The following is a 21,684-nucleotide window of genomic DNA, read 5'->3' on the forward strand; positions in this document are numbered from 1 at the left end:
ACTAATAATAGGGGTCTTTTAGCCTAATTTCATACTAGAATCATTGAATATATAGGAGTTGATATTTTGGCCAGGGAAACAGAGAAAAAAGGAATGGCGTGGTTTAAGAGTGCCCGCTCGAATCAGAACCAGCCCGATAAGAACAGTACCGAACAAGAGGATATTGCTGTAACGGCAGAAGAAGAGGCGGCTTCTTCCGCGGACCCTGAACTGCCCGCTGCAGAAGGAAACAAACCTCTGTTCTCCAAGGATAACCAGGACAAGATCGGCCTTGATGTCATTGTTTCGATCGAGAACATGCTGAAGGAACGGCAGCTGCTGACCTATAAGAATAGAGGCCTAGAGGATCAGCTCTTTACCGCGAACGAGACGATCAACCGGTATAAGCATGAGCAGATCAAGAGAGATCAGCTGGTTCAGGAAAAGAACAAGGAAATCCGCGAACTCGAGAACGTGCTGACGAACAAACAGATGGCCTACGATCAGCTGCTGGAGGATTACAAGGAATACCAGTTAACGTCGAACCTGGCGTATGAGAAGCTCTCCAACCAGCTCGAAACCGAGACCGCCAAGTACAACAAGCTCTATGAGGAGTCTAACAACACTCAATATCAGAGCATGCTCAAGATCAACTCGCTTGAAGAGAAAGTCCGGGAGCTGGAGATTGCCAACCAAAAGTACGCGGAGCAATACCAGAACATCCTGGATGATAAAGCCAAGCTGATGCAGACCATCAATGATTTTACCGAGAAGATGTCCTTCTCCTTCTCACCGAAAACCGCGGCTTCCAATACACCATCGGAATAATCTTACCCGCATGAACAGCGATACAAAGGGGGGCCATCATGTCAGAATCCTATGGCAGAATCATAGAGCTGCTGGCGATCGAGAGGGATACCGAAACATTCGGTCTACGAATCAAGCTATCCCTAATAGAATCGGCGGAGCTATTATGGCTAACCGATAACGAGACCATAGCAAATATAGCAGGCGCGGCGGAGTTCGACGGGGTCCATAAATACCGAATATCCTTGCATACCGCATGGGATGAAAACAAACAGCAATACATAGTATCCATTACGCGTACATATCGTGAACATAGTGAGCGGTTTTCATTTGCCTGCTCCGTTCCGTTCAGGAACGAATTAGAGTCAATCAAGAAGATCCGACATGCAGATGAGTTGCATACGCTGCCTTTCCTCTTCACGCATCGATCCGAAGCGGATCCTTCCGAGGAGATATCCGCCGCCGAAGGGGACCTGAAAACCAATCGTTTCGCAAGGAAACGGCACCATCTTCCGCTTAAGCTGGTAAGCGCCACCATAATGAGCTTGATTTTTGTTGTATTATTAAGTTCTTTTAATTACTCGTCTCCCGGTGACATGAATCCTCACCCTACAGTAACGGCCACTGGGGAAGCAGAGACCGTTATCCAATTGCTTGCCGAGAACCGGAGCCCTATCATCGCGAAACCCGTGGCAGCCTCAATGGAGGAAGCAGCGCAGAGCAAACCGAAGGAGAGTAAACCGGAGGATAACACCCCCCCTGCATCCATTCCACAGCTGGAGCTGGAGGAGTTCATCTCGTTTAGCCTTCCCAAAGGCTATGTAGCCCTTACATTCGATGATGGGCCATCCAAGCACTCCATCGATATTATGAATGTCTTAAAAAAGCACGAGGTTGGCGGAACGTTCTTCTTTGTGGGCACCAATGTAGAAAAACATCCCGACTACGTCAGGGTCATCCATGCGAACGGATACTCTGTCGGCAGCCATTCCATGACTCATAGCCAGCTGACAAGCCTTACCTATGAACAGCAGCAGGCAGAGTTGACCCGCGTGTCAGACCTCATCGAGCATATTACCGACGAGAAGCTGATACTCTTCCGTCCGCCCTACGGTGCCTTTGACGATCGGACCGAGGCGTTAAGTCAACAGCAAGGCAGTAAGATGGTGCTCTGGAACCGGGATCCCGAGGATTGGCTGACACGCGACAAGGATAAAATCCTCGAGTATGTCCAGCACATCGAAGCTTCCGGCTCCATCATCCTCCTGCATGAATCGCAGGCGGTTGTGGACGCCTTGCCGAAGATTATTAAGCACCTGCAGGATCAGGGACTCACCATCGTCAGTTTGAAATAGCGAACCTATCCTGTAAGAGAATGCCGTATCCGTTGTTCTGCAAACATCGGGTACGGCATTTTTATGGATAAACGAACGATGGGCCTCAGAAGCTAAATATATTCGTTCAGCCTTCTTAAAGGCATTAAGAACGCAAGCGTAGAATAGTATGTTCGAGGTGAACCTATGACAACCCGGATTTCCCGCAAGAAGGCCATTCTTGCGATCATCGTCCTTCTTGCTCTAATCGGCATCGTTTTCTTTGCCTACGCTATCATCCGAAGCAAGGAGAACCCCGACGTGACAGCAGCGTTTATTGAAGAGCATATGACCAACGATAACGGTACCATTGCTACCTATCTCAAGCCCGCTTCTTCCGAGAACCCGGACATCGTTGCCGGGAGAGAAGCGTTATCCGAGTCGCTCGGACTTTGGATGCAGCATGCTGTCTTATCCGGCGATCGAGCCCGGTTCGATGATAGCGCCCAGCTTCTTACAACCTACTTCCTCCATAATGGTCAGGAAACCTATATCAGGTGGAAGCTCAGACCAGACGGTCAATCCGAGGTAACGACCAATGCCCTGGGCGATGATCTCCGAATCCTCGATGCCCTGCTGAAGGCGTACAAGCTCTGGGACCAGGACGAATACCTTCAATTGGCGAAGGAGATCGGCTCCACATTGCAAGCCTCCGCTCAAACCCAAGGATATTTCGTGGATTATCATGATTTTGAACGGAATGCATCGGCAGCCGTGTTAAGCCTGGTCTACGCTGACATATCGGCGCTGCGCGAAATGCAGAATAACGGAATCCTGTCCCGCCAGAAGTATGAACAGTATCAGGACCTGCTCTCCCACATGCCTTCTGACGGCATCTTCTATCCCAAAACCTATCAAATCGGGTCCGGTCAATATGAGTATGACGCGTCGGTCAATCTGATTGACCAGCTGATCGTTGGCATCCATCTGGCGGAGATGGATCATCCGCCGAAGGAGCTCATACAATTCTTGAAGGGAGAATTCCGGAAGAATCAGCAGCTGGCGGGGCGCTACAACCGGAAGACACGAAAGCCTGACGCGGCATATGAGTCGCCTGCCGTCTACGGACTGGCTATTATCCTGGCGTCAAAAACGAATGATCTCCCTTGGGCCCGGGAGCTGCATGATCGAATGATCCAATTCCGAGGCCAAGATCCCGCTTATCCGGGAGGGTATGTGTTTGATGGAAATACGCATGCTTTTGATAACCTGTTTCCTCTGCTCGCGGAGACGCTGCTAGAACCAACCGTGAAATAATCCGTCGTCGCTCCAGTCTTTGGTCTCTTTACAGACTCTCGATGAGCATATACACACCCGTAAAGATTAAAATGATATAGGTGAATATCTGGAATACTCTCTGGTTAATGACAATGAATAGCCGCTGTCCGATCAACAGCCCGACGAACACCAAGGGAAGCGCAATTCCACTCGATACCCAGACCGTCTTGCTCGTTCCCGCCACGATCGCCTGAATGATCAAACTCAAGGAATAGATAAACAAATAGAAGGCCAGTGTCGTCCCTCTGAGCTTTGCCTTCTGCGTGTCGGTGCCCGAGAAATATAACAGCAGGGGCGGACCCGGCATTCCAATGCTGGTCGTTAGAGAGCCTGAGAGTCCCCCTACCGCCAGGTCCCTGCCATGGCTCTGACGGATTCTGAATGTTAGCATCAGCATGACGGTTAATGCCAATATGATCAGACTAACGCCTAACTTCAGATAACGAATATCGATAAACGAAAAAATAACGATGCCGAGAGGGAGTCCTGCCGCACTTCCGATCACCAATCGTTTGAGGATGCCATAGTCGATGTCCTTGCGTATCCTCGCAATTAGAGCAGCCGAGATGACAAGAGAAAGAATCAAATTAATCTGAATAGCCTCGTTGGGTTGGAACAAAAGCAGCAGAAACGGCGTAGCCAGGATAGAGAACCCGAATCCGGTGCTGGTCTGAAGAATGGATGCCACAAATATAATGACCGCAAACAGCATAATATCCACGCTGCACCTGCTTTCTTCACGTAATGCGGGAGACTCCTAATTTGAGGCAATCCCATCCTATCATTGTAACATAATGGAATCATGGGGACGGGTAAGTGGGCCTGCTTAATTTGTGCATGTTGTGCACCAAGCACCAGATGTAAGACGCGTGCCCCGAATCCGTCGATTATGCAATCGTCCTATATTAGAAGCCTGTAACTGGCCAATACCAATACTTCGGTTACCGAGGATTAAGCCTTTCCGCAGACACCGTAAAAAAACATATGAACCATTCCCTCCAGGAAGCCGTCCATATCATCACTTTGCTGGGCCATAGCCAGAATCGATTCATATTGATTCATGTACAGCTGGATAAAAGCCAGGACGTGTTCCGTCGATACCTCCGGTGAAATCTCACCGCTGGCCTTGCCCTCCTCAATAATCTGGATGGTGAGCGGAATGGCTTTGTTCCTGTACTGCTCCTTCATATAACGGGCCAATTCTTCGTCATCGATCAACAACTCTTTAATCAATCCTGGCGGGAAATCACTGTAGGATTCCTTCTCCAGAAAAATAATGTGCTCGATCTTCTCCTTCAAGGAATGGCCTTCGCTCATATATTCCTCAAAATCCCGGATCGCCTTATCAAAATAGTTGCGAAAAACCTCGCGCAGCAGCTCCTCCTTGCTGCCGAAGTAATTATAGATCGTCACCTGCGACACCTTGGCTGCCTTGGATATGTCGGCAATCCGAATTCGCTTCAGCTCCGAGGTGCGCACCAGTTCCAAGGTGGTTCTCATAATCTTCTCTTTGATCAGATTCGCTCTTTTCTCAAAACCGTTCATTTCCCTTCATCCTAACTCCTAAGATTAATTATGTAATTTATGAAATTTATACATAAATTAATTTCATTAAATCATTGACGATGCCACAAGCTGGGTATATTATAACATATGAAATATCCGATCTATAATATTTCATTTCTTCAATTATTCCGGAGGTGGCGGTATGTTAACCGTTCAACATTTGACGAAGACATTTTCCAACGGAAGGGGCATCTTCGATGTATCGTTTTCGGTGGAGCCGGGCGAGGTTTTTGGTTTTTTAGGGCCGAATGGCGCCGGAAAATCAACGACCATCCGGCACATCATGGGTTTTATGAAGCCGGATCAGGGATACGTCAAGGTAAATGGGCTGGATACCTGGAGAGAACAAGGAAAGTTCCAATCGGACGTGGGTTACCTGCCAGGTGAAATTTCCTTTATCGAAGGGATGACTGGAAAGACCTTTCTGGATTTCATGGCCGATATGCAGGGAATTCGGGACTTGTCCAAGCGGAATCAATTGATCGATCGCCTGCAATTCGATGTGCAGACCCCGATTCGTAAAATGTCCAAAGGAATGAAACAAAAGGTCGGGATCGTCGCCGCCTTCATGCATGATCCGAAGGTCATTATTCTGGATGAGCCCACTTCGGGACTCGATCCGCTGATGCAAAAGGTGTTTATTGAAATCGTTCTTGAGGAGAAAGCCCGCGGCACAACATTCTTGATGTCATCCCACAGCTTTCAGGAAATCGAGAGAACCTGTGACCGAGCCGCGATTATCAAGGACGGGGTCATCATTGCCGTCAAGGACATTCACGAACTGCAATCCATGCAGCGGAAGCTGTTCGAGGTCAACTTCGTGCATTCAAGCGATGCCGAGGCCTTTCAGAGTTCAGGGCTGCTTATCGAGTCTTATGAAGGCACTCGGGTGAGCGTAGCCGTCCAGGGCAATTACGATCAGTTTATCCAAGAGACGGGCAAATACCCTGTGCGCAGCATCGATGTCTTCACCCAGAACCTCGAGGATATTTTCATGAATTATTATGATCGGAAGGGGATATCGAAATGAATGTCACCTTATATAAACAGATGTTGAAAGTAAATATGAAAAGCTTGATGAATTACGCGTTCGGGTCCGCTTTTTATATTCTCCTGATGTTCTGGTTATATCCCAGCATCGCCAAGAACACAGGAGCCATCGACGATCTGGTCGCGTCAATGCCGGAGGGCGTCGGAAAAGCCTTCGGGCTTAATGGCTTCGGTACAGCGGAAGCTTTCATCTCCGGGGAATATTACGGATTAATTCTGGTGCTCATCCTGGCTATCGTCTGCGTTCAGCTGACGACCCAGCTAATGGCCAAATTGGTCGATCAATGCTCGATGGGCTATTTGCTGTCGGCTCCGACGACAAGAGGGAAAGTGGCGCTCACGCAAGCCATGGTTATGACGAGCGGGCTCTTCCTTATCCTGGCGGTCACGACGCTTGCCGGATTCGCCGGATACGCTTGGCTGCTGGGGGATTCCTACGAATTCAATACCGCCCGATTCATCCAGATGAACGCAGCGGCTTTCCTGCTCTTTTTTGCCATCTCCAGCATTTGTTTTCTTGTGTCCTCGCTGTGTAATGACGAGAAGAAGGCACGGAGTATCTCCGGGTTAATTACATTCGGGTTCTTCAGTCTGGATTTGATCAGTAAATTCAGCGATAAGATTGATTGGATGCGCAACCTCACCCTCTTCTCCTTATATCGGCCTGGGGAAATCGTAAATGGAACGGGGGATTTCGTGGTAACCTCCCTTGTGCTTGCCGCCATTGGCCTGACCGCATTCGGCCTGGCCGTCGTGTTATTTCGAAAACGTGATTTGCCGTTGTAATCCATTCAGGTTGTTAGCTAAGTAAACATAGAGGGCACCCGGGTCGGGTGCCCTCTCTTATATATTCCATTCGTTCTCCTCCAAAACCCACCTACCCCGTTATGATCGACTTTGCCTTTTCCAACGCCGAAACAACCTTGTCACACCACACATCAAACTCTTCATCTTCCCGTTGATGCTCCGGATGGGATAGGATATAGTTCACCGTTTGCCTGATTCCTTGATCCGCCCGGGTGGTTGCCACGAATTCAGGGACAAGCCGCTTGAGCTTGGCATTATCAAACACAACGGTATTCGCTTTGTCCCCCAGCAAAGAACCTCTAAAGTCCTGCGTGCTGGTTGCATCCAAAAATTCCGAGGACACGTGCACCGCGTTCAGCTGTACGCCCAGGGCATCCGCAATGATTTGGTAGATCTGATTCCAGGTGAGCGACTCGTCAGAGGTAATATGCACCGACTCCCCGATGGCATGAATATTGCCCATCAGACCGATGAATCCTTTTGCAAAATCGCTGTTGTGCGTCAACGTCCACAGAGACGTCCCATCCCCGTGAATAATGACCGGTTTATTCTCCAGCATCCGCTTCACAACCTGCCAGCTTCCTTGGCTGCCGTGCACGCCGAGTGGAATCGACCGCTCATCATACGTATGGCTAGGCCTTACGATGGTTACCGGGAAGCCATGTTCCCGATACTGCTTCATTAGATAGTCTTCGCAAGCGATTTTATTCCTGGAATAGGCCCAGTATGGATTGGATAAAGGCGTGCCTTCCGTAATGCGATAATCCGATAGTGGCGTCTGATAGGCGGAAGCGGAGCTGATAAATATAAACTGCTTGGTTTTTCCGTTGAATAGACGATAGTCTCTCTCCAGATGGGCCGGTTCGAATGCTATAAAGTCGGCAACAATATCAAAATCGTGAGGCTCCATAAGTTTCGCCACTTGGTCTTCGTCATGAATATCGGCCTGCAAAATATGTGCGCCCTCGGGCAATGTGTCGTTTCGGTTCCCTCGGTTGAGCAGGTATAACTCGCATCCCTGTTCCAGCAGCTGCTTCGTAATCGCCGAGCTGATCGTTCCGGTTCCTCCAATAAACAACGCTTTCATAAACTGCACCTCCGCTAGCAATAATGAGAAGACCTGAAACTTGACCTTCTAACCTTTACGATAGCATGGGCACGGTTGCCATTACAATTTCCAAAAAGGGGTTGACCAGCAGCAAGTTGGTTATTTGCACACCGCTAATGCAGCCTCCAAATCCGGTGAGAATTTGGCCGCCAGCTTGTGCAGCAAGAATAGCAGACGTTGTCGCACGCTCCCGTAAGCCATATACTCCAGCAATTCTTCCATTTCTTTGAGCCTGCCAGTTACGAGTTCAATGTACTTGAATGCCAGATCCGGCTGTTCGCTGATCAACCTTCGGAATTGACGGCTCTCGATTTCACAAATGACGGAGTCTTCCATCGTGACGGCAAACATGGCAGATCCCGTATGAAAGGATGTCATTTCCCCAAACAGATGCCCCGCGCCCAAAATATCAAGCGTCAGCTCCTTCCCTCCTGCCGTCAGCTTATAGAGCCGCACCTTTCCGGATTTTACGATGTACAGTACCTTCGGCACCATATGAGGAGAGGCCACCACGGTTCCTTTGTTACGGATTTCAAGTGGCGTCACATGGTTCAATTGCAGCAGCTCTTCTTCGCTAAGTCCATGAAACAGATCCAGCCGTGATAGATATTTAATCATCTCCATGCCATGTTTCTCCCTTTCGCTATGTATTCTGGACTACATACTCCGATGTTTTGTGGCGTGTAAACTAATCCTCGACAGGTTAAGCCGCCAGAAAACAAAGGAGTGAGGATCACATGGAACCACTTTGGGTAATTTTATTTCAATGCATCTTGATCGGTATGTTTGTACTTTCCGCGTCGTTCAAATTTCTCCGCACCCGCTCGATGGTGCAGCAATGGAGCGAATACCGATACCCCCTCTGGGGGATGTTCGTTGTTGCCGGTCTGGAGTCAGCGGGGATTGTCTTGATGATATCAGCATTCTGGATTCCAGAGAACAAGATCTACGCTGCTTCTCTATTTGCGGTTCTAATGGTGGGAGCCATTCATGCCCATCTGATTCGGGCCAGGCATAAACCCTTCATGGCCCTGAATGCCCTGCTCATGCTTGTATTGTCGGTTACCCTTCTTCTTCAGTAGTCGCTCCGAATAAATCTGCACCGTAAAAAGAGGCAACACATGCTGTCTGCAAACAGACGTGTGCAAGCCTCTTCCTCTTTTCCCTATTCTTTTATTTCACCCATTTATGCAGCAGTGGCCCTTCCGCTCCAAAAACAGGATCCATATCCGGAACAGGCATGCTTCGGATTTCATTGATCGCCTGCGCCCGATCCGTCGGGTTCCGCTCCCTCATATTCGGCGTATTCCCTTCGGGATAGGCACCAATCACTTCAAAATCAGGGGTGCTGGTGAGCTTCATATGTGCAGTGCCTGCCGGCAAGACAATCACATCGCCTGTGGCAAGCTCCAGCCGTTCTCCCGCATCGCCGCCCACCAGGACGGTCGCACTTCCGGACCGCACACCCAGGACTTCGTGCGTGTTGCTGTGATAATGATGGTAATCGTATACGCCGCCTGCCCAGCTTCCGCTCCAGTGGTGCCGGTTGAAGGCAGCCTCCAAGCCGCTCGGGTCATCCGCGAACACCCCATTGTATACAATGACCGGCAGATCGGGATTATTGGGAACCTCTCCATCGTCTTTCACGAAAAAGGATCTGACATGTACCTCCACGGTCTTCCGCTCCTTTCTACTCATTGATGCACTCGTAGTACCAGTACCCGGGGCAAGTCGTTTTTAAACCGAGTTGCTTAAAAATAGGGATGATGAAGAACGGTCAAAGCGATTTTATCGTTCTTTTTTGTATCATGTTCGACCGCCCAACATTGCCGCCGCAATCATCAGAAAATCCTCTCGTTTGATCTCGAAATGCCCATAACGAAAGGCATACCCCCAATTTCGATTCCCTCGCGTAAAGCTAAGCTGGTCCAATAGGCAGGCTATTTTCACTTGCTGAGCTGGAACATACCGGATATCCCGGCGGTAGGGGACGAATGATGCCGTCATTGGATACTCATAGACTTGATCATTCACAACCTGGCCGACTGCGGTGAATGCTTGAAGCGCCTCCCCAGACTTCATCTCGGTGCGCGGAGAATAATAGATCAGCCAATCTCCTTTGCGCATACGCCGCAGTGGAGCCGATTTACCGTGACATAGCTGGGCAAATCCCCCTTCCATCCCCAATTTCACATGCGATTCGGATACTACTCCAATCCAATAACGGGTTCGATCTCCTAATCGTGTAACCACCTCCTGACTTCCCATCATCCACGCTGCTGCTCTAAAGTCTGTTTCAATCGGTCCAGCTGCCGGAGATGATGCCGATAGTGCATCTCGATAAGCAAAAACCACTCTTGTGCATGCAATCCTCCAAACCTCGGGTGGGGGACGGTATGCTGCAGGGATGCCTCAGCTAGCATCGGCTCAGTTTGTCTCATTCGTTGGATGACGGTTACCACGCCTTGAATCAACTGCTCTTTGGTTGCTGGCTGCTCCGGTGTATATTGGGGAGACGGCGGAACCTGAATACGGATAGGCGGGAAACTGCCCTGTTCGAATATCGCCATACCTTCTGTCGTTTTTCCCGCTGGAGAGGCAAGTCCATCCCCAATCGGGTTTAAACATAACTCAATATTTCGCAGATGCATGTATAACGCGGATTGAATCAAGTGCTGGTACATTTGCCCGATCGACCACTCGTCCTCTGCCTGTCTGTACTTTAATTCCTCCATGCTGAAGCCATCCAGCTCCTGCAGATAGACCTGCACCGTCACTTCAAATTGCTGCAATGCTTCCGTTGTATTCAATATCAACCACTCCTTTAAATCGTCTTTGTACCGAATATACAAAAACGCTACTGACAACGTCATGTCAGTAGCGTTTTAACATCTTTTCCGCTTCATCGCGGATCCGGTCACGGAAGGATTCCGGCTCAAGGACGGCGACATTCGATCCCCAGCCGAGCACCCACTGCATGATCTCCTCCAGCCGGCGAACGCGAAAGCTCACAAGCAATCCGTCCTCGCATTCTTCTAATGTCTCCATGTAATAGTTGCCGGATTCCTTAACTCGATCCGCAATATCGGGATTTGCCAGAATCCGCACCCGCAGGTTACGGTCATCCGAAGGTCGATAGTCTTCCAAGTCAAAATTCGGCGGCATCTCAAAACGCTCCTCAAGGACCTTCAATTCCTTCATGCGGGATAGCCTAAAATGGCGGATTCCCTGCCGCAGATCACACCATGCGATTAGTGTCCATGCGCCTTGGAGAAATGCCAGACCATAAGGAGCTGCCGAGCGAAAACTCTTCCTGTTGCCGTTAGAATCGGGCATCTTCTTCACATAATGGAATTCGACCTTCCGCTCCTGCAGGATGGCTCGCCGAACGATTTCAACATAATCCTTCTCTTCTCCTAAACTTACCCTGTTGCCGGGTGAGAGCAGCCGCATGGTCTTCCGAACCCGCCAAGCATCTGCGCGGACAGGCTCCGGCAGAATGGACTCTATCTTCTTGCTCGAAGTCCGAGCCTTCAGACCATATTCCGGGTCAAAGCGTTGTTCGACGAAATCCGTTCCAATGAGCAGCGTCACAGCCTCCTCCACCGTGAACATGACCGGTGGCAGAAAATACCCCTCCATTAATGAGTATCCTTGCCCGGGAGCTCCCATCACAGGTACGCCCGATTCGCTAAGGGCCTGAATATCCCGGTAGATGGTCCGGACACTCGTCTCGAATATGGATGCCAAATCTTCAGCCCGAACAACCTTTCGCTGCTGCAGCTCAAGCACGATAGCCAGCATCCGGTCTGTCTTGTTCATGCTGCTGTACCTCCCGTCCATTATTAAAGCCGGTGCTCTATTATTCTGCAAACAGCGAAACCGAGCCAGAGGACTATTACACCTCTCCCCAGTACACCTCCGTCTCATAATCAAAAAACACGCAGCCAGCCTGCTCATTCCGTTCATATATCGTGCGCAGTTCGTTCATCATTGGATCGTAGTTCGGATGCCCCGGCAGCGGAGCGTAAGAGGACGACTGCAAACGGCCGCATAATCCTTCATAATCAAATGTCTGCCGATTGAAGAACTTCGCCTCTCTCATGTCCCCTCCCCGGAAAAAAGCAGCCAGCGTTTCACGCGAAATGTTCTTCTGATCCACTTCTTTATAATCGGTGCCATAGGTAAGGAGCAGCTGCTCATACGCTTCCAGGAACGGCGTTCCCTGCGTGAGCCTGGAATTCCATATCAAGGCAACCCTTCCGCCCGGTCTCAGGATCCGCCGGAACTCCGGTTGGGCGGCATCACGGTCAAACCAATGAAAGGCCTGGGCGCTCACGATATGATCCACTGATTGATCAGGCAGTCCCGTCTCTTCGGCTGAACCCGAGACCATTCGAAAGCCGGGCTCGCCTTCAAGGTCCGACTCGGCAGCTTCCCTCATCGCCTGATTCGGCTCCACAGCGGTCACGCGACTTCCCCGTTTCAGCAGCAGCTTCGAGAAGATCCCCGTCCCGGCGCCAATGTCAGCAATCTCGCCGTCCAATCCTACCGTATCATACAAATAATCCATGACCTCTTGCGGATAACTCGGGCGATACTTCGTATACGAATCGACGCGATTCGAAAACCGTTCCTTGCTGTTCATCCTAACCACGCTCCCATCCAAGATATAAGCGAAATCCAGACAATGACATTATTGTCTCACTAGATGAAACCCTATTTCATTTTAATTCCATTTTATAGCAACATTCACCTATTAGCCAGCATTAATTGCCTAACGCCTAACCGGATCGGCGAAACTCTCGTGCGAGCATTTGCAATATACAGATAACCCCGCATTCGCCTGAGCAGGCAAACCGGGGTTATCCGGGATTGTATCTAAGGCTCATACTCGCTCAGTTTCCCTTCATAGACCAGTTGCAGGCGCTCGCTTTGGCGAAAATCGTCCGGCGTCACCAAGGCCGGCAGCTTATCCCATAGCCTGACTCCGGACCGCTGCAGAATCTCCGCCACGAATTGCGAACAGAAGTAGGAGTTGCTGAATTCGATCGGTTCTTTTAGCGCGATGCCCAGGACGCCCAATATATTATAAAAATACTTTTTGTCCTTTCGGATAAAAGCCTGCAGAACCCGCTTCATTTTCGCAATGTCGCGTTCCGATACCTGAAGCTCATAGATGACACACGTCGTGTTGGGATATTTACTGAACGTTCCCGTCTTCAAATCCTCCTTCACGAACCCGCCGTTCAGAGGATTGTTCGGATTCTTTCTCCCGAAGCTATATAACTCCGACAGCTCCCGATTAAAGGAGATCGAAGCATGGTTGTAAGGCGCCCTCGTGTAGCCCTGAATGACTTTCGTAAAGAGCGTTCCGGTATTGGTAAGCAATATAAAGACCGATTGATCCTCTACCATTTACGAAATTTCCCCTTATCCGTATTGAATTATTCCTTCATAATAACATATGATTCTTTTAGTAGAACAAGAATGATACCCGTGATAAGTTGGTGATGATAGGCATATGGACAGCTCGCTTCTAACCTTAATTCTAATATTCTCCGTCTTGTCGGTCATCCAGCTGCTCTATTATGTGATGAGCAAGACGCAGCCGAATATCGACTATACCGAAGTCGGATTTCGCATCAAAACCTGGTGGGGCATGCTGGTCATCTTCTGCTTGGCCACGCTTCTGAATCCCGTGGTTTCCCTGCTATCCCTTATGGTGTTAACCTTCTTTACGCTTAAAGAATATTTCTCGATGATCAAAACGCGAAAAGCCGATCGCCGTTTGTTTCTATGGGCGTATTTAACCATACCGGTCCAATTCTATTGGATCTACATCGAGTGGTACGGGATGTTTATCGTGTTTATTCCGATTTATGTATTCCTGGTGCTGCCGCTTCCGCGGTTGATTAACAAAGGCACCGTCGGCTTTATGCGCAGCGTCAGCTCCACCCAATGGGGTCTCATGCTCATGGTGTTCGGGCTCAGCCACCTGGCCTATTTCCAATTTGCCACGCCCCAGTATGGAGCAGGGCTGGTGCTGTTTCTCGTTGTCTTAACGCAGCTGAACGATGTGGTGCACACGATCGCCTCCCTCTATTTTGGCAAACGAAGAATCGTGCCCACCTCGAACCCCAATCTGACTTGGGAAGGCTTTGCCTGCGCGTTTATCGTAACCACCGCGAGCTCCTATCTCATCTATCCCTATCTGACGCCGCTCAGCCCGACATTTGGCCTTCTGTCCGGCATGCTGATCAGCCTCGGCGGCTTCTTCGGCAGCTTGACGGTTTCGGTGCTGAAGCGCGATTTGTTAATCGGGGATGACGGACGGTTCGATGCCTTGAAGAAAAGCTATCTGAGCCGGGTCGACAGCCTGACCTATACCTCACCGATCTTTTTTCATTTCATCCGTTACTTTTACGACTTTATGTAGAAGTGCCAGACAATTCCTTAGGTACAGCACGGGGCGATATAACCTTTAGAAGCCATAACCAGGCGAGCTAGGCTCAACTTGGTTATGGCTTTTTACAATGCATGAAATCCTATTAGTGCGAATACCCCTGAATCCTTGTTCCAGAATCCATGGACACCCCCTGCCAAATCGCTTTAGCCGCCTAAAATATAGAAAGTGGAACCAAAACAGAGACTGCCCTCGAAAAGCATCTATGTATTCGTTTTCTTGCTCTATAGAGCGGTTTTACAATTAGGAGTCCATTACGATAGTTTATTACATAGAATGTCATATGGGTTTATATGGAACTAAAGGTTTTAAATGGATGATATTACCCCTTTATACCTGAATTTTATCCCTTGACATTGATGGCTATAGAGAGCGCATACCTACCCGAGTCCAATAGAGTAGGCGCACCATACTGGTCTTCATCACAAAGAGAGTCAGAGAAGAGAGGAGTGAGGAGTTTGCAGTACTTTTTTTATGGATTAGCCGGCGTATTTCTCGTGTTTCAAACCCTGTATACCTTCATCCCGCTGCTGTGCAGCAAGGTGAAGCAGCTAAATCCGGATCTCGTCGAAAAATCAATCTCTGTGCTCGTCCCCGCTTACAATGAGGAGCTGACGATTCGAAATTGCATCGATGCCATGGCGGGCTTGCGCTACAGCAACTATGAGATCATGATCATCAACGACGGCTCCAAGGACGGAACCTTATCCGCCCTAGACGAGCTCCTGGATTTGGAGCCGGGCAACAGATCGGCCGACAACAAGCTGAACTACAAGCCGATAAAAGGATTCTATCGCTCGAATCGATACCGCCATATTTACGTTATCGACAAGATAAATGGCGGAAAAGCGGATTCGCTGAATGCCGGGATCGATCATGCCGCCTCCGATATCGTCATCACGCTAGATGCGGACAGCATGCTGGAAGCCGACTCGCTCAAGTATGTGAATCAATATTTTCATGATGACGACATTATTGCGCTGGGCGGTACCGTCAAAATTGTACAGGGCGCCGCGCGGGACAAGAACGGGGCCATCGTTGAGAAGTTTCGCGGAAGAGGGCTCATCAAGAGCCAGATCATCAATTATACGCACGGCTTCTACGTCCGTAAACTCACGCAATCGTATTTTAATTCCATCGTGGTGATATCAGGCGCGTTTGGCGCCTTCTATAAAGACGTTCTCGTTCATGTTGACGGCTTCCGCAGCACGGTCGGGGAGGATATCGACATTACGCTGAAAATCCACGAGTACATCAAAGCCAATCAGTTGAAGAAAAAACTCGTCTACGCTCCCGAAGCGGTATGCTATACCGAATGTCCGGAGAATCTATCCAACTTCTATAAGCAGCGCATCCGCTGGCAAAAGGCCTTTATTGACTGCATCCTCATCTACTGGTCCAGGCTGTCCCGAAAATTCAGCGTCAGCGTGAGCCTGTTCTTCGCGATTGACGGGTTTATGCTGGGGACACTTTCCGCGTTTACTACGATTTTTTATCTGGGGCAGACCCTGATCGTTGGCGGAAACCTCCTGCATGCCATCCTCTTTCTGCTGATGAGCGTGCTGCTGAATGCGGCACAGATCATGATCGCCCTGTACTTATGCCGTAAATATGGCAGTACGTATACATTTTCCGATTATATGAAGATGTTCTTGTTCAGCCAAGCGGAGCTGTTAACCTACCGAAATTTGCTGCTGTACATTAACATTGCGGGGACATTCAAATATTTTGACAATGATGAAGGCTGGGGCTTCGTGGAGCGCAAAGGCGTGGCCGCCATCAGCCAGAACATCGCCGCAGGATCGAATTAACTTAAGGTGAAGGAGGCTGCCTGAAACAGCATGGTTCCCAATAAAAGAATTATTTATGTCGATATCCTAAGAATTCTATCCATTGTTGCCGTCATCATCCTGCACTACACAGCGGAGGTGCTGACCAGCACGAATGATTTCCATTCCTCCTCCTGGTGGATCAGCAACGGGTTCAACTCCATATCCCGCTTCGCCGTGCCGGTTTTCTTCATGATCAGCGGAGCGATGATCCTGCGCACGAAGATCACATCCTACCGGGAGTTCTATGCAAAGCGCGTCGTACCGCTGCTTATTCCCCTTCTGACCTGGTCGCTCATCTATGGCTTGTATAATCAATACTATTTGATGCGAAGCAAGCTGAATGCCTATGAGTTCGTTGTTGACTTCGGGTATCGGCTGCTGACCGACCGGAATTATGTGCATCTGTGGTTCCTGTACGCCATTATCGCCATCTACATGACGGTGCCGCTGATGAGCAAATTTATCAAATCCTGCAGCGAGAAGGATCTCCGGTATTATCTGCTCCTCTGGTTCATCGTCAGTATCGCCTATCGCTTCATCTCGGATGCCGTATTCCGTGCAACGGATCAATACATCAACATTCCGATCATGAACATCCCGTTCTTCATGGGCTTCCTCGGCTATTTTATATTGGGGTACTATCTCTTTCATTTCGAACTGCCGCTCAAAGCCAAAAACATCCTATACAATGTGGGCATCATCTCGTTTTTTATCACGCCGGTGGCCACCTATTTCGTCTCGCTGCGCAGCGGTGTCCTGGATGAGATGTTCTACGGCAACTATTCGATCACCACGTTCTTCATGGCTGTCGGGTTGTTTATCTTCTTTAAGGAGAAGGAGGCCCGAATCAGCGATCAAGTGAACCATAAAATCCAGAAATTGATCAGCTCGGTCTCCCGGGCGAGTTTCAGCATCTATCTGATTCACCTGCTGGTCGAGATGATGTTATCCGGCCGAACCGAGGTTGAAGCCACATTCCTGGAAGCCTCCCTCAGTCTGATCGTGAATATCTCCATCATCTTCGCCATCAGCTACATCACCGTCAAGGTGCTGAACCTAAGCAAGACGGCAACCTACATTCTATTTGGCGGGCGAGGTTAAAGGACGATGAGAATAACGATATATACAAAAATATTCATTGTGGTGCTGCTTGCCGGCATGGGTCTCTATTTTTATCAGATCTCCGCGGCGGAGGACCGGAAAATCACGGCAGTCTACGTGGAGGCCTGGCAGGATTACCGAAACATCAAGTTATCGGAGAAAGGCGTGGACATCGCGTTTATCGCTTTTGCCAAGATTAAGGGAACGGATCTCTATTTCCATGAAGACAGCACAACCAACAACCAGATCAAAGAAAACATCAAGCAGTTGAAAGCGGCGAATCCGAAGACCCAAATGGTCCTGGCTATAGGTGGTTACGGCGCAGACGGCTTCTCCGACGCTTCGCTGGACGGCAACCGGTACCTCTTCACCGAGAGCATCATCAACCTGGTCAAGGAGCTTGATCTGGACGGCGTGGATATCGACTGGGAGTATCCGGCGTTCCATGCCTGGAATACGCAGAAAGCGCGCCCGGAGGATACGAAGAATTTCACCAATCTGATGAAGGAGCTGCGCGAGAAGCTGTACAAGCTGCCTCACAAGAACAAGAAATATCTGCTGACCTTCGCCTCCGGAACCCAGGACTGGTATTTCCAAAACGTCGAGGTCAAAAAAGTGGAGAAATACGTGGATTACATCAACGTCATGACCTACGACCTGACAGGCAAGTGGTCCGACACCACCGGCTTCAACTCCAATCTGTATGTGGACAGCCAGGGGAAATCCAAGCACTCCATTGATGGAATTATCTCGATGTACCTGGACCATGATATCGACAGCCAGAAGCTGCTGCTCGGCGTCCCTGCTTATTCGTACGGCTGGAAAAACGTGAAAGAGGCCAAGGGTACTAAAGACGGACTCTTCGCTCCCGGTACGCCCATCGACATCGACAAGGTGGACCTCAATTATAAGCAGATCGAGAAAGCCTACCTGAACAAAAACGGCTTCACGCGTTATTACGACAACAAGGCGAAGGCCGCCTACCTCTATGACGGAAGTACCTTCATCAGTTACGAGGATACAGAAGCCTTGAAGGAGAAAGTGGCGTACATTCAGAGTAACAATCTTGGAGGAGCGATGGTCTGGCAATACTCCCAGGATGCGGAGGATGGCATCGTGAAGTATCTGACGGAGCATTTAAATGAGAGGCAGCAAGACGACAAGCGGTAACATTCAGTACCTTTTCTAAAGTTATCTCCTTAACGGCATCTTTACTGGGGTATGCGCCTAGCGTCAACACGCCCCTGTCGCAAAAAGCCGATGATTATCGCAGTCGAATGCGGATCATCGGCTTTTTTATATATTTTCTGTCAGACTCCCGTGAGAGCCTGGTGGGACGTTTAAAGATCTTGCCTGATCACTTTTCACCCGTGATTCTAACTGCCTCTATGTGACTGTATCGATTAAAGTATAGAACCTTGTCCTTTTTGAACCATCTAATCACGATATGGGATAGGATGAAGAACCATAACAGACCTGTAAGGAAAACCACCCCAATTGTAAAAAGGTTGGCTAGAAGATCTTCACCCATATGATTGGAAAATATCTCCGATAAGGCTGAACACAATAAAGGCAAATAGACAATGGCGTAACGTCGGCTCAAACTTCCTATCCAATTCCCCTTTTCCGGAAGTAATCTCATGCGAACGATCTTAGAACCCACCGTATTTCCTTTCCAAATCACAGGGATAACAACCATTAACACAAAGAAAACAATGGCAAAGATGATCTCGTCAACAAGTAATCCTGGACTCTTCAGCAACCCGAATATAAAGCCGGTTATCACTCTGGCAATCATAATATTTAGAAGAACCTCCATGAGCTGGGCACCAAAGGTTGCTTTTCTCTGGTTGTGAAAGAAGTGGCTTTGCTCACTAAGGGTTTCCCGCGATGGTATTAACACCAAAAACATGGGGGCGAGTATAAAGCCAAGTAAAGTCCCAACCGTATTCGTCAACAAATCATCTACATCAAATATACGGTAGGGGCATTCATAAAAGCCAAACAAAGCGGTTCGTTGGGTTATTTCAAAGAAAAGCGAAACCCCAAAGCCAATAAGAGCAGCATGAAACCATTTTGCTTTCCCCTTGAAAAAATACCTCAGAAACACACCTAAAGGAAACAAAAGCAAAACATTAAAAAACATTTGATAAAAGGCCCGCGTTGTTAACAAATGGATATAACTCGAAGGGGCCGTCCAATGAAATCCGCTTTCCCGTTGAATATCCCGTATAAATTGAAAAGGACGATATTGAGTGAATATCGTGTCGGGATCCATTGAAGCGCAATTATTCCGAGCGCTGGGGAGTGGAAAAATCACTAAGAAGAAAGCACTTAATCCATAAAAGATAAAACTTAAGATAAGTAATGTTCTCCAAAAGCTAAAGTATCCATGCTTACGATACTGATAAACGACCCAAGGGAGCGTCAGAAAGGATGCTAGTAAAAAACATATGGAGAGCGCAATGAAAACAGGCAATACATAGGCTTGCATTTCTTTCTCCCTTTCTAGAAGCAGCTAGTCTTTAGTGTTTATATAAGTGTTTCCAAAAGATTGATCCGGCAATACTTTATGATCCAGTTCATCAAAGGGCACAGAGACGTACATGATTGTGAATAAAATCGATATTGACTTGGTGTTAACACCAAGTTGTACGATAATAGGGCAAACCAAGCGCTGCTGCAGAAAGAGGTGCCAACATGGGAGACACATTTTCCATCAAACAAGTATCTAAACGAACCGGCTTGACTGAGGATGCCATTCGCCATTACGAGAAGATCGGACTCCTTCCTCCTCCCGAAAGGAAAGATAATGGCCATCGTGTATATCACATAAAGGATGCCGAAATTATGGAACTCATCACATGCCTAAAGAAGACAGGAATGTCACTGGAGGATATGAAAGCATATGTGCATCTTCCCTTTAAGGAAAATATTCAATCCGTTCCGGAACTTAATGCCATGCTTCGGGACTATCGTCTGAAAATTACCGATCAGATTTCGGACCTGCAGCGCATTCTGCGGTTCATCGATGACAAGTTAAACCATAATCAGTCCCTGCTTAATCCCGATATGGCAACCAGCGAAGAATTTTAAGTATAGGAGAATGACACATGAAACATAAAAGAAATAATCGAGTCGCCTTGATCACGGGCGCAAGCTCCGGCATTGGCTTGGAGCTAACCAAGCGATTGTTATCCGAAGGCTGGCACGTCATCGCCTTGATCCGTTCCGCCTTTCCATCCAGTGATTCCCTTGTGCAAGATAGCCTTAGATCACAGCAGCTGAGAATATACACGGCCGATTTGTCGGATTTCACGGATCTCCAAGCCTCGCTGAATCAGATCAAGAAACACGAGGACCATATCGACCTGCTGTTTAATAACGCAGGTGTCTCCTTTGGTGAATTATCCTTCTCCAAACAAGGGCGCGAAATGCATTTTGAAGTAAACTCCGTAGTCCCTTATATCATCTTAATGGAACTGAAAGAGCTTCTTGGGAAGGGAAGCTTTAAGACGGTAATCAATACGTCTTCCAATGCGCTGCTGTATCTCAAACAGTTCGATTACCATACGTTGGCTTCCCCTACCGTGTTCAAAAAGCTGGTTGGACCTTACGCTGCGAGTAAATTAGCGCTATCGTTGTGGACTCAGGAGATCGCCAATTCCATACAGAAGGATGGCATTATGATCCGGAGTGTCTGTCCGGGAGCAAATAAAACAACCATCACCAATAACGCCGGGATGCCAAAATTTATGATCCCGATCCGCCACCTGTTCTTCTCTCATCCCAGTGAAGGAGCTTCACGTCTATATGAAGCAGCGCTAGGGAGTTCCCCACATTCGACGGGAGTCTTTCTCAACAAGGGGAAAGTAACGCCTTTGAAGTTCTCGAGCCAAGGTACGGAGGTGCTTGGCATGGTAGAACGGATTTATAGGCAGGAGTTTACGAGTTTACCGCCATTTCTTAAACCCATGCAGCAGAGTTAAGGTGCCATCTGTTATTGATTTCGAACGCATGCCCGCCAAAGGATCGCTCATGCTCACTTTCGTCCCCTATTTCTTCCTGAAAGTAATTCTTCGTCAAGTCCCACACATACAACACGCAGGAGAATCCATTTTGACACTGGATTTTATAGACAACCTTTTGCGCCCCGCCATGCATCTTCGTGACATCCGCCACAACATAACCGGTACCCAAAACCTTTCCGACATACTCCCTGACATCTCTTTCATCGAGGTGACAAGTCCAACTCATGAAACCCCGCTCCATTTCATTGTTTTTGCCGGCTCCCCCACTCTATGGCATTTCCGGGCA

Annotated in this window: 23 protein-coding genes and 1 pseudogene; 12 read left to right on the plus strand and 12 right to left on the minus strand. The window is 48.7% G+C overall.

Going from position 1 to position 21,684, the window contains the following annotated elements:
• Positions 1-66: 66 nt before the first annotated feature.
• The 3 genes from DP091_RS08505 (at position 67) to DP091_RS08515 (ending at position 3,416) form a co-directional block, all read left to right on the plus strand.
• On the plus strand, positions 67-807 hold the full coding sequence (locus DP091_RS08505; RefSeq protein WP_113057920.1) for a hypothetical protein: 741 nt from the start codon (positions 67-69) through the stop codon (positions 805-807).
• A 38-nt stretch (positions 808-845) separates the two neighbouring features.
• Entirely contained in the window at positions 846-2,141 is a 1,296-nt protein-coding gene (locus tag DP091_RS08510) for a polysaccharide deacetylase family protein (RefSeq protein ID WP_113057921.1), read from the plus strand.
• 165 nt (positions 2,142-2,306) lie between these two features.
• Positions 2,307-3,416 carry a glycosyl hydrolase family 8 gene (locus DP091_RS08515; protein ID WP_113057922.1) on the plus strand — a complete coding sequence of 370 codons (1,110 nt, stop codon included), beginning with the start codon at positions 2,307-2,309 and terminating at the stop codon, positions 3,414-3,416.
• Between the two features lie 28 nt (positions 3,417-3,444).
• Here DP091_RS08515 and DP091_RS08520 read toward each other — a convergent pair whose 3' ends face one another.
• On the minus strand, positions 3,445-4,158 hold the full coding sequence (locus tag DP091_RS08520; RefSeq protein ID WP_113057923.1) for a sulfite exporter TauE/SafE family protein: 714 nt from the start codon (positions 4,156-4,158) through the stop codon (positions 3,445-3,447).
• 230 nt (positions 4,159-4,388) lie between these two features.
• Entirely contained in the window at positions 4,389-4,982 is a 594-nt protein-coding gene (locus DP091_RS08525) for a TetR/AcrR family transcriptional regulator (RefSeq protein ID WP_113057924.1), read from the minus strand.
• Positions 4,983-5,145: 163 nt separating this feature from the next.
• Here DP091_RS08525 and DP091_RS08530 point away from each other — a divergent pair, with 163 nt between their 5' ends.
• Both DP091_RS08530 and DP091_RS08535 read left to right on the plus strand, forming a co-directional pair.
• Complete coding sequence (locus DP091_RS08530) at positions 5,146-6,033, plus strand: ABC transporter ATP-binding protein (protein ID WP_113057925.1); 888 nt, start codon at positions 5,146-5,148, stop codon at positions 6,031-6,033.
• Complete coding sequence (locus tag DP091_RS08535) at positions 6,030-6,839, plus strand: ABC transporter permease subunit (protein ID WP_113057926.1); 810 nt, start codon at positions 6,030-6,032, stop codon at positions 6,837-6,839. The genes DP091_RS08530 and DP091_RS08535 overlap by 4 nt, the downstream gene beginning before the upstream one ends.
• A gap of 91 nt (positions 6,840-6,930) precedes the next feature.
• Here the strand turns inward: DP091_RS08535 and DP091_RS08540 are convergent, their stop codons facing one another.
• Together DP091_RS08540 and DP091_RS08545 are read right to left on the minus strand one after the other, a co-directional pair.
• Entirely contained in the window at positions 6,931-7,947 is a 1,017-nt protein-coding gene (locus DP091_RS08540; RefSeq protein WP_113057927.1) for an SDR family oxidoreductase, read from the minus strand.
• Positions 7,948-8,067: 120 nt separating this feature from the next.
• A complete protein-coding gene (locus DP091_RS08545) occupies positions 8,068-8,592 on the minus strand; it encodes a Crp/Fnr family transcriptional regulator (protein WP_113057928.1) in 525 nt (174 codons plus the stop codon).
• Between the two features lie 113 nt (positions 8,593-8,705).
• Here DP091_RS08545 and DP091_RS08550 point away from each other — a divergent pair, with 113 nt between their 5' ends.
• Positions 8,706-9,050: a DoxX family protein gene (locus DP091_RS08550; protein ID WP_113057929.1), complete on the plus strand. Its 345-nt coding sequence runs from the start codon at positions 8,706-8,708 to the stop codon at positions 9,048-9,050.
• Between the two features lie 91 nt (positions 9,051-9,141).
• On the opposite strand, the gene DP091_RS08555 is transcribed toward DP091_RS08550, so the two are convergent.
• The 6 genes from DP091_RS08555 to DP091_RS08580 all read right to left on the minus strand — a co-directional run bounded on the left by DP091_RS08555 (position 9,142) and on the right by DP091_RS08580 (position 13,386).
• The gene (locus tag DP091_RS08555) at positions 9,142-9,642 is read right to left on the minus strand and encodes a cupin domain-containing protein (protein ID WP_113057930.1); all 501 of its coding nucleotides are present in this window, start codon (positions 9,640-9,642) and stop codon (positions 9,142-9,144) included.
• Positions 9,643-9,774: 132 nt separating this feature from the next.
• Positions 9,775-10,221: an EVE domain-containing protein gene (locus DP091_RS08560; RefSeq protein ID WP_258394441.1), complete on the minus strand. Its 447-nt coding sequence runs from the start codon at positions 10,219-10,221 to the stop codon at positions 9,775-9,777.
• 14 nt (positions 10,222-10,235) lie between these two features.
• Positions 10,236-10,778, minus strand: coding sequence for a DinB family protein (locus DP091_RS08565; protein WP_113057931.1), 543 nt, complete (start codon positions 10,776-10,778; stop codon positions 10,236-10,238).
• A 64-nt stretch (positions 10,779-10,842) separates the two neighbouring features.
• The gene (locus DP091_RS08570) at positions 10,843-11,790 is read right to left on the minus strand and encodes a helix-turn-helix transcriptional regulator (RefSeq protein ID WP_113057932.1); all 948 of its coding nucleotides are present in this window, start codon (positions 11,788-11,790) and stop codon (positions 10,843-10,845) included.
• Between the two features lie 76 nt (positions 11,791-11,866).
• A complete protein-coding gene (locus tag DP091_RS08575) occupies positions 11,867-12,616 on the minus strand; it encodes a class I SAM-dependent methyltransferase (RefSeq protein ID WP_113057933.1) in 750 nt (249 codons plus the stop codon).
• Positions 12,617-12,849: 233 nt separating this feature from the next.
• Entirely contained in the window at positions 12,850-13,386 is a 537-nt protein-coding gene (locus DP091_RS08580) for a hypothetical protein (RefSeq protein WP_113057934.1), read from the minus strand.
• 106 nt (positions 13,387-13,492) lie between these two features.
• On the opposite strand from DP091_RS08580, the gene DP091_RS08585 reads away from it, so the two are divergent.
• The 4 genes from DP091_RS08585 to DP091_RS08600 all read left to right on the plus strand — a co-directional run bounded on the left by DP091_RS08585 (position 13,493) and on the right by DP091_RS08600 (position 18,537).
• On the plus strand, positions 13,493-14,407 hold the full coding sequence (locus DP091_RS08585) for a phosphatidate cytidylyltransferase (RefSeq protein ID WP_100541225.1): 915 nt from the start codon (positions 13,493-13,495) through the stop codon (positions 14,405-14,407).
• Between the two features lie 485 nt (positions 14,408-14,892).
• Positions 14,893-16,245 carry a glycosyltransferase family 2 protein gene (locus tag DP091_RS08590; RefSeq protein ID WP_113057935.1) on the plus strand — a complete coding sequence of 451 codons (1,353 nt, stop codon included), beginning with the start codon at positions 14,893-14,895 and terminating at the stop codon, positions 16,243-16,245.
• Between the two features lie 30 nt (positions 16,246-16,275).
• Positions 16,276-17,367, plus strand: coding sequence for an acyltransferase (locus tag DP091_RS08595; protein ID WP_113057936.1), 1,092 nt, complete (start codon positions 16,276-16,278; stop codon positions 17,365-17,367).
• 6 nt (positions 17,368-17,373) lie between these two features.
• The gene (locus tag DP091_RS08600; protein WP_113057937.1) at positions 17,374-18,537 is read left to right on the plus strand and encodes a glycoside hydrolase family 18 protein; all 1,164 of its coding nucleotides are present in this window, start codon (positions 17,374-17,376) and stop codon (positions 18,535-18,537) included.
• Between the two features lie 187 nt (positions 18,538-18,724).
• Here DP091_RS08600 and DP091_RS08605 read toward each other — a convergent pair whose 3' ends face one another.
• Positions 18,725-19,861, minus strand: a complete 1,137-nt coding sequence (locus DP091_RS08605) for a VanZ family protein (protein WP_113057938.1) — start codon at positions 19,859-19,861, stop codon at positions 18,725-18,727.
• 206 nt (positions 19,862-20,067) lie between these two features.
• Between DP091_RS08605 and DP091_RS08610 the strand changes: the two genes are divergently transcribed.
• Positions 20,068-20,463 (plus strand): MerR family transcriptional regulator, encoded by a 396-nt coding sequence (locus tag DP091_RS08610; RefSeq protein ID WP_113057939.1) that lies wholly within the window; start codon positions 20,068-20,070, stop codon positions 20,461-20,463.
• Between the two features lie 17 nt (positions 20,464-20,480).
• Positions 20,481-21,356 carry an SDR family NAD(P)-dependent oxidoreductase gene (locus DP091_RS08615; RefSeq protein ID WP_113057940.1) on the plus strand — a complete coding sequence of 292 codons (876 nt, stop codon included), beginning with the start codon at positions 20,481-20,483 and terminating at the stop codon, positions 21,354-21,356.
• 4 nt (positions 21,357-21,360) lie between these two features.
• On the opposite strand, the pseudogene DP091_RS08620 reads toward DP091_RS08615, so the two are convergent.
• A pseudogene (locus tag DP091_RS08620) lies at positions 21,361-21,624 on the minus strand (aminoglycoside phosphotransferase family protein); the annotation flags it as partial.
• Positions 21,625-21,684 lie beyond the last annotated feature (60 nt).

The sequence above is a fragment of the Paenibacillus sp. MDMC362 genome, assembly GCF_003269305.1.
Taxonomy (GTDB): Bacteria; Bacillota; Bacilli; order Paenibacillales; family Paenibacillaceae; genus Paenibacillus_AQ.

What these genes read in the sequence shown, in the direction of transcription:
- DP091_RS08605 (WP_113057938.1), bottom strand. Translation starts at nt 19,861, where the DNA reads ATGCAAGCCTATGTATTGCCTGTTTTCATTGCGCTCTCCATATGTTTT.
- DP091_RS08530 (WP_113057925.1), top strand. Translation starts at nt 5,146, where the DNA reads ATGTTAACCGTTCAACATTTGACGAAGACATTTTCCAACGGAAGGGGC.
- DP091_RS08600 (WP_113057937.1), top strand. Translation starts at nt 17,374, where the DNA reads ATGAGAATAACGATATATACAAAAATATTCATTGTGGTGCTGCTTGCC.
- DP091_RS08595 (WP_113057936.1), top strand. Translation starts at nt 16,276, where the DNA reads ATGGTTCCCAATAAAAGAATTATTTATGTCGATATCCTAAGAATTCTA.
- DP091_RS08550 (WP_113057929.1), top strand. Translation starts at nt 8,706, where the DNA reads ATGGAACCACTTTGGGTAATTTTATTTCAATGCATCTTGATCGGTATG.
- DP091_RS08570 (WP_113057932.1), bottom strand. Translation starts at nt 11,790, where the DNA reads ATGAACAAGACAGACCGGATGCTGGCTATCGTGCTTGAGCTGCAGCAG.
- DP091_RS08610 (WP_113057939.1), top strand. Translation starts at nt 20,068, where the DNA reads ATGGGAGACACATTTTCCATCAAACAAGTATCTAAACGAACCGGCTTG.
- DP091_RS08580 (WP_113057934.1), bottom strand. Translation starts at nt 13,386, where the DNA reads ATGGTAGAGGATCAATCGGTCTTTATATTGCTTACCAATACCGGAACG.
- DP091_RS08575 (WP_113057933.1), bottom strand. Translation starts at nt 12,616, where the DNA reads ATGAACAGCAAGGAACGGTTTTCGAATCGCGTCGATTCGTATACGAAG.
- DP091_RS08615 (WP_113057940.1), top strand. Translation starts at nt 20,481, where the DNA reads ATGAAACATAAAAGAAATAATCGAGTCGCCTTGATCACGGGCGCAAGC.
- DP091_RS08525 (WP_113057924.1), bottom strand. Translation starts at nt 4,982, where the DNA reads ATGAACGGTTTTGAGAAAAGAGCGAATCTGATCAAAGAGAAGATTATG.
- DP091_RS08515 (WP_113057922.1), top strand. Translation starts at nt 2,307, where the DNA reads ATGACAACCCGGATTTCCCGCAAGAAGGCCATTCTTGCGATCATCGTC.
- DP091_RS08510 (WP_113057921.1), top strand. Translation starts at nt 846, where the DNA reads ATGTCAGAATCCTATGGCAGAATCATAGAGCTGCTGGCGATCGAGAGG.
- DP091_RS08540 (WP_113057927.1), bottom strand. Translation starts at nt 7,947, where the DNA reads ATGAAAGCGTTGTTTATTGGAGGAACCGGAACGATCAGCTCGGCGATT.
- DP091_RS08545 (WP_113057928.1), bottom strand. Translation starts at nt 8,592, where the DNA reads ATGGAGATGATTAAATATCTATCACGGCTGGATCTGTTTCATGGACTT.
- DP091_RS08585 (WP_100541225.1), top strand. Translation starts at nt 13,493, where the DNA reads ATGGACAGCTCGCTTCTAACCTTAATTCTAATATTCTCCGTCTTGTCG.
- DP091_RS08535 (WP_113057926.1), top strand. Translation starts at nt 6,030, where the DNA reads ATGAATGTCACCTTATATAAACAGATGTTGAAAGTAAATATGAAAAGC.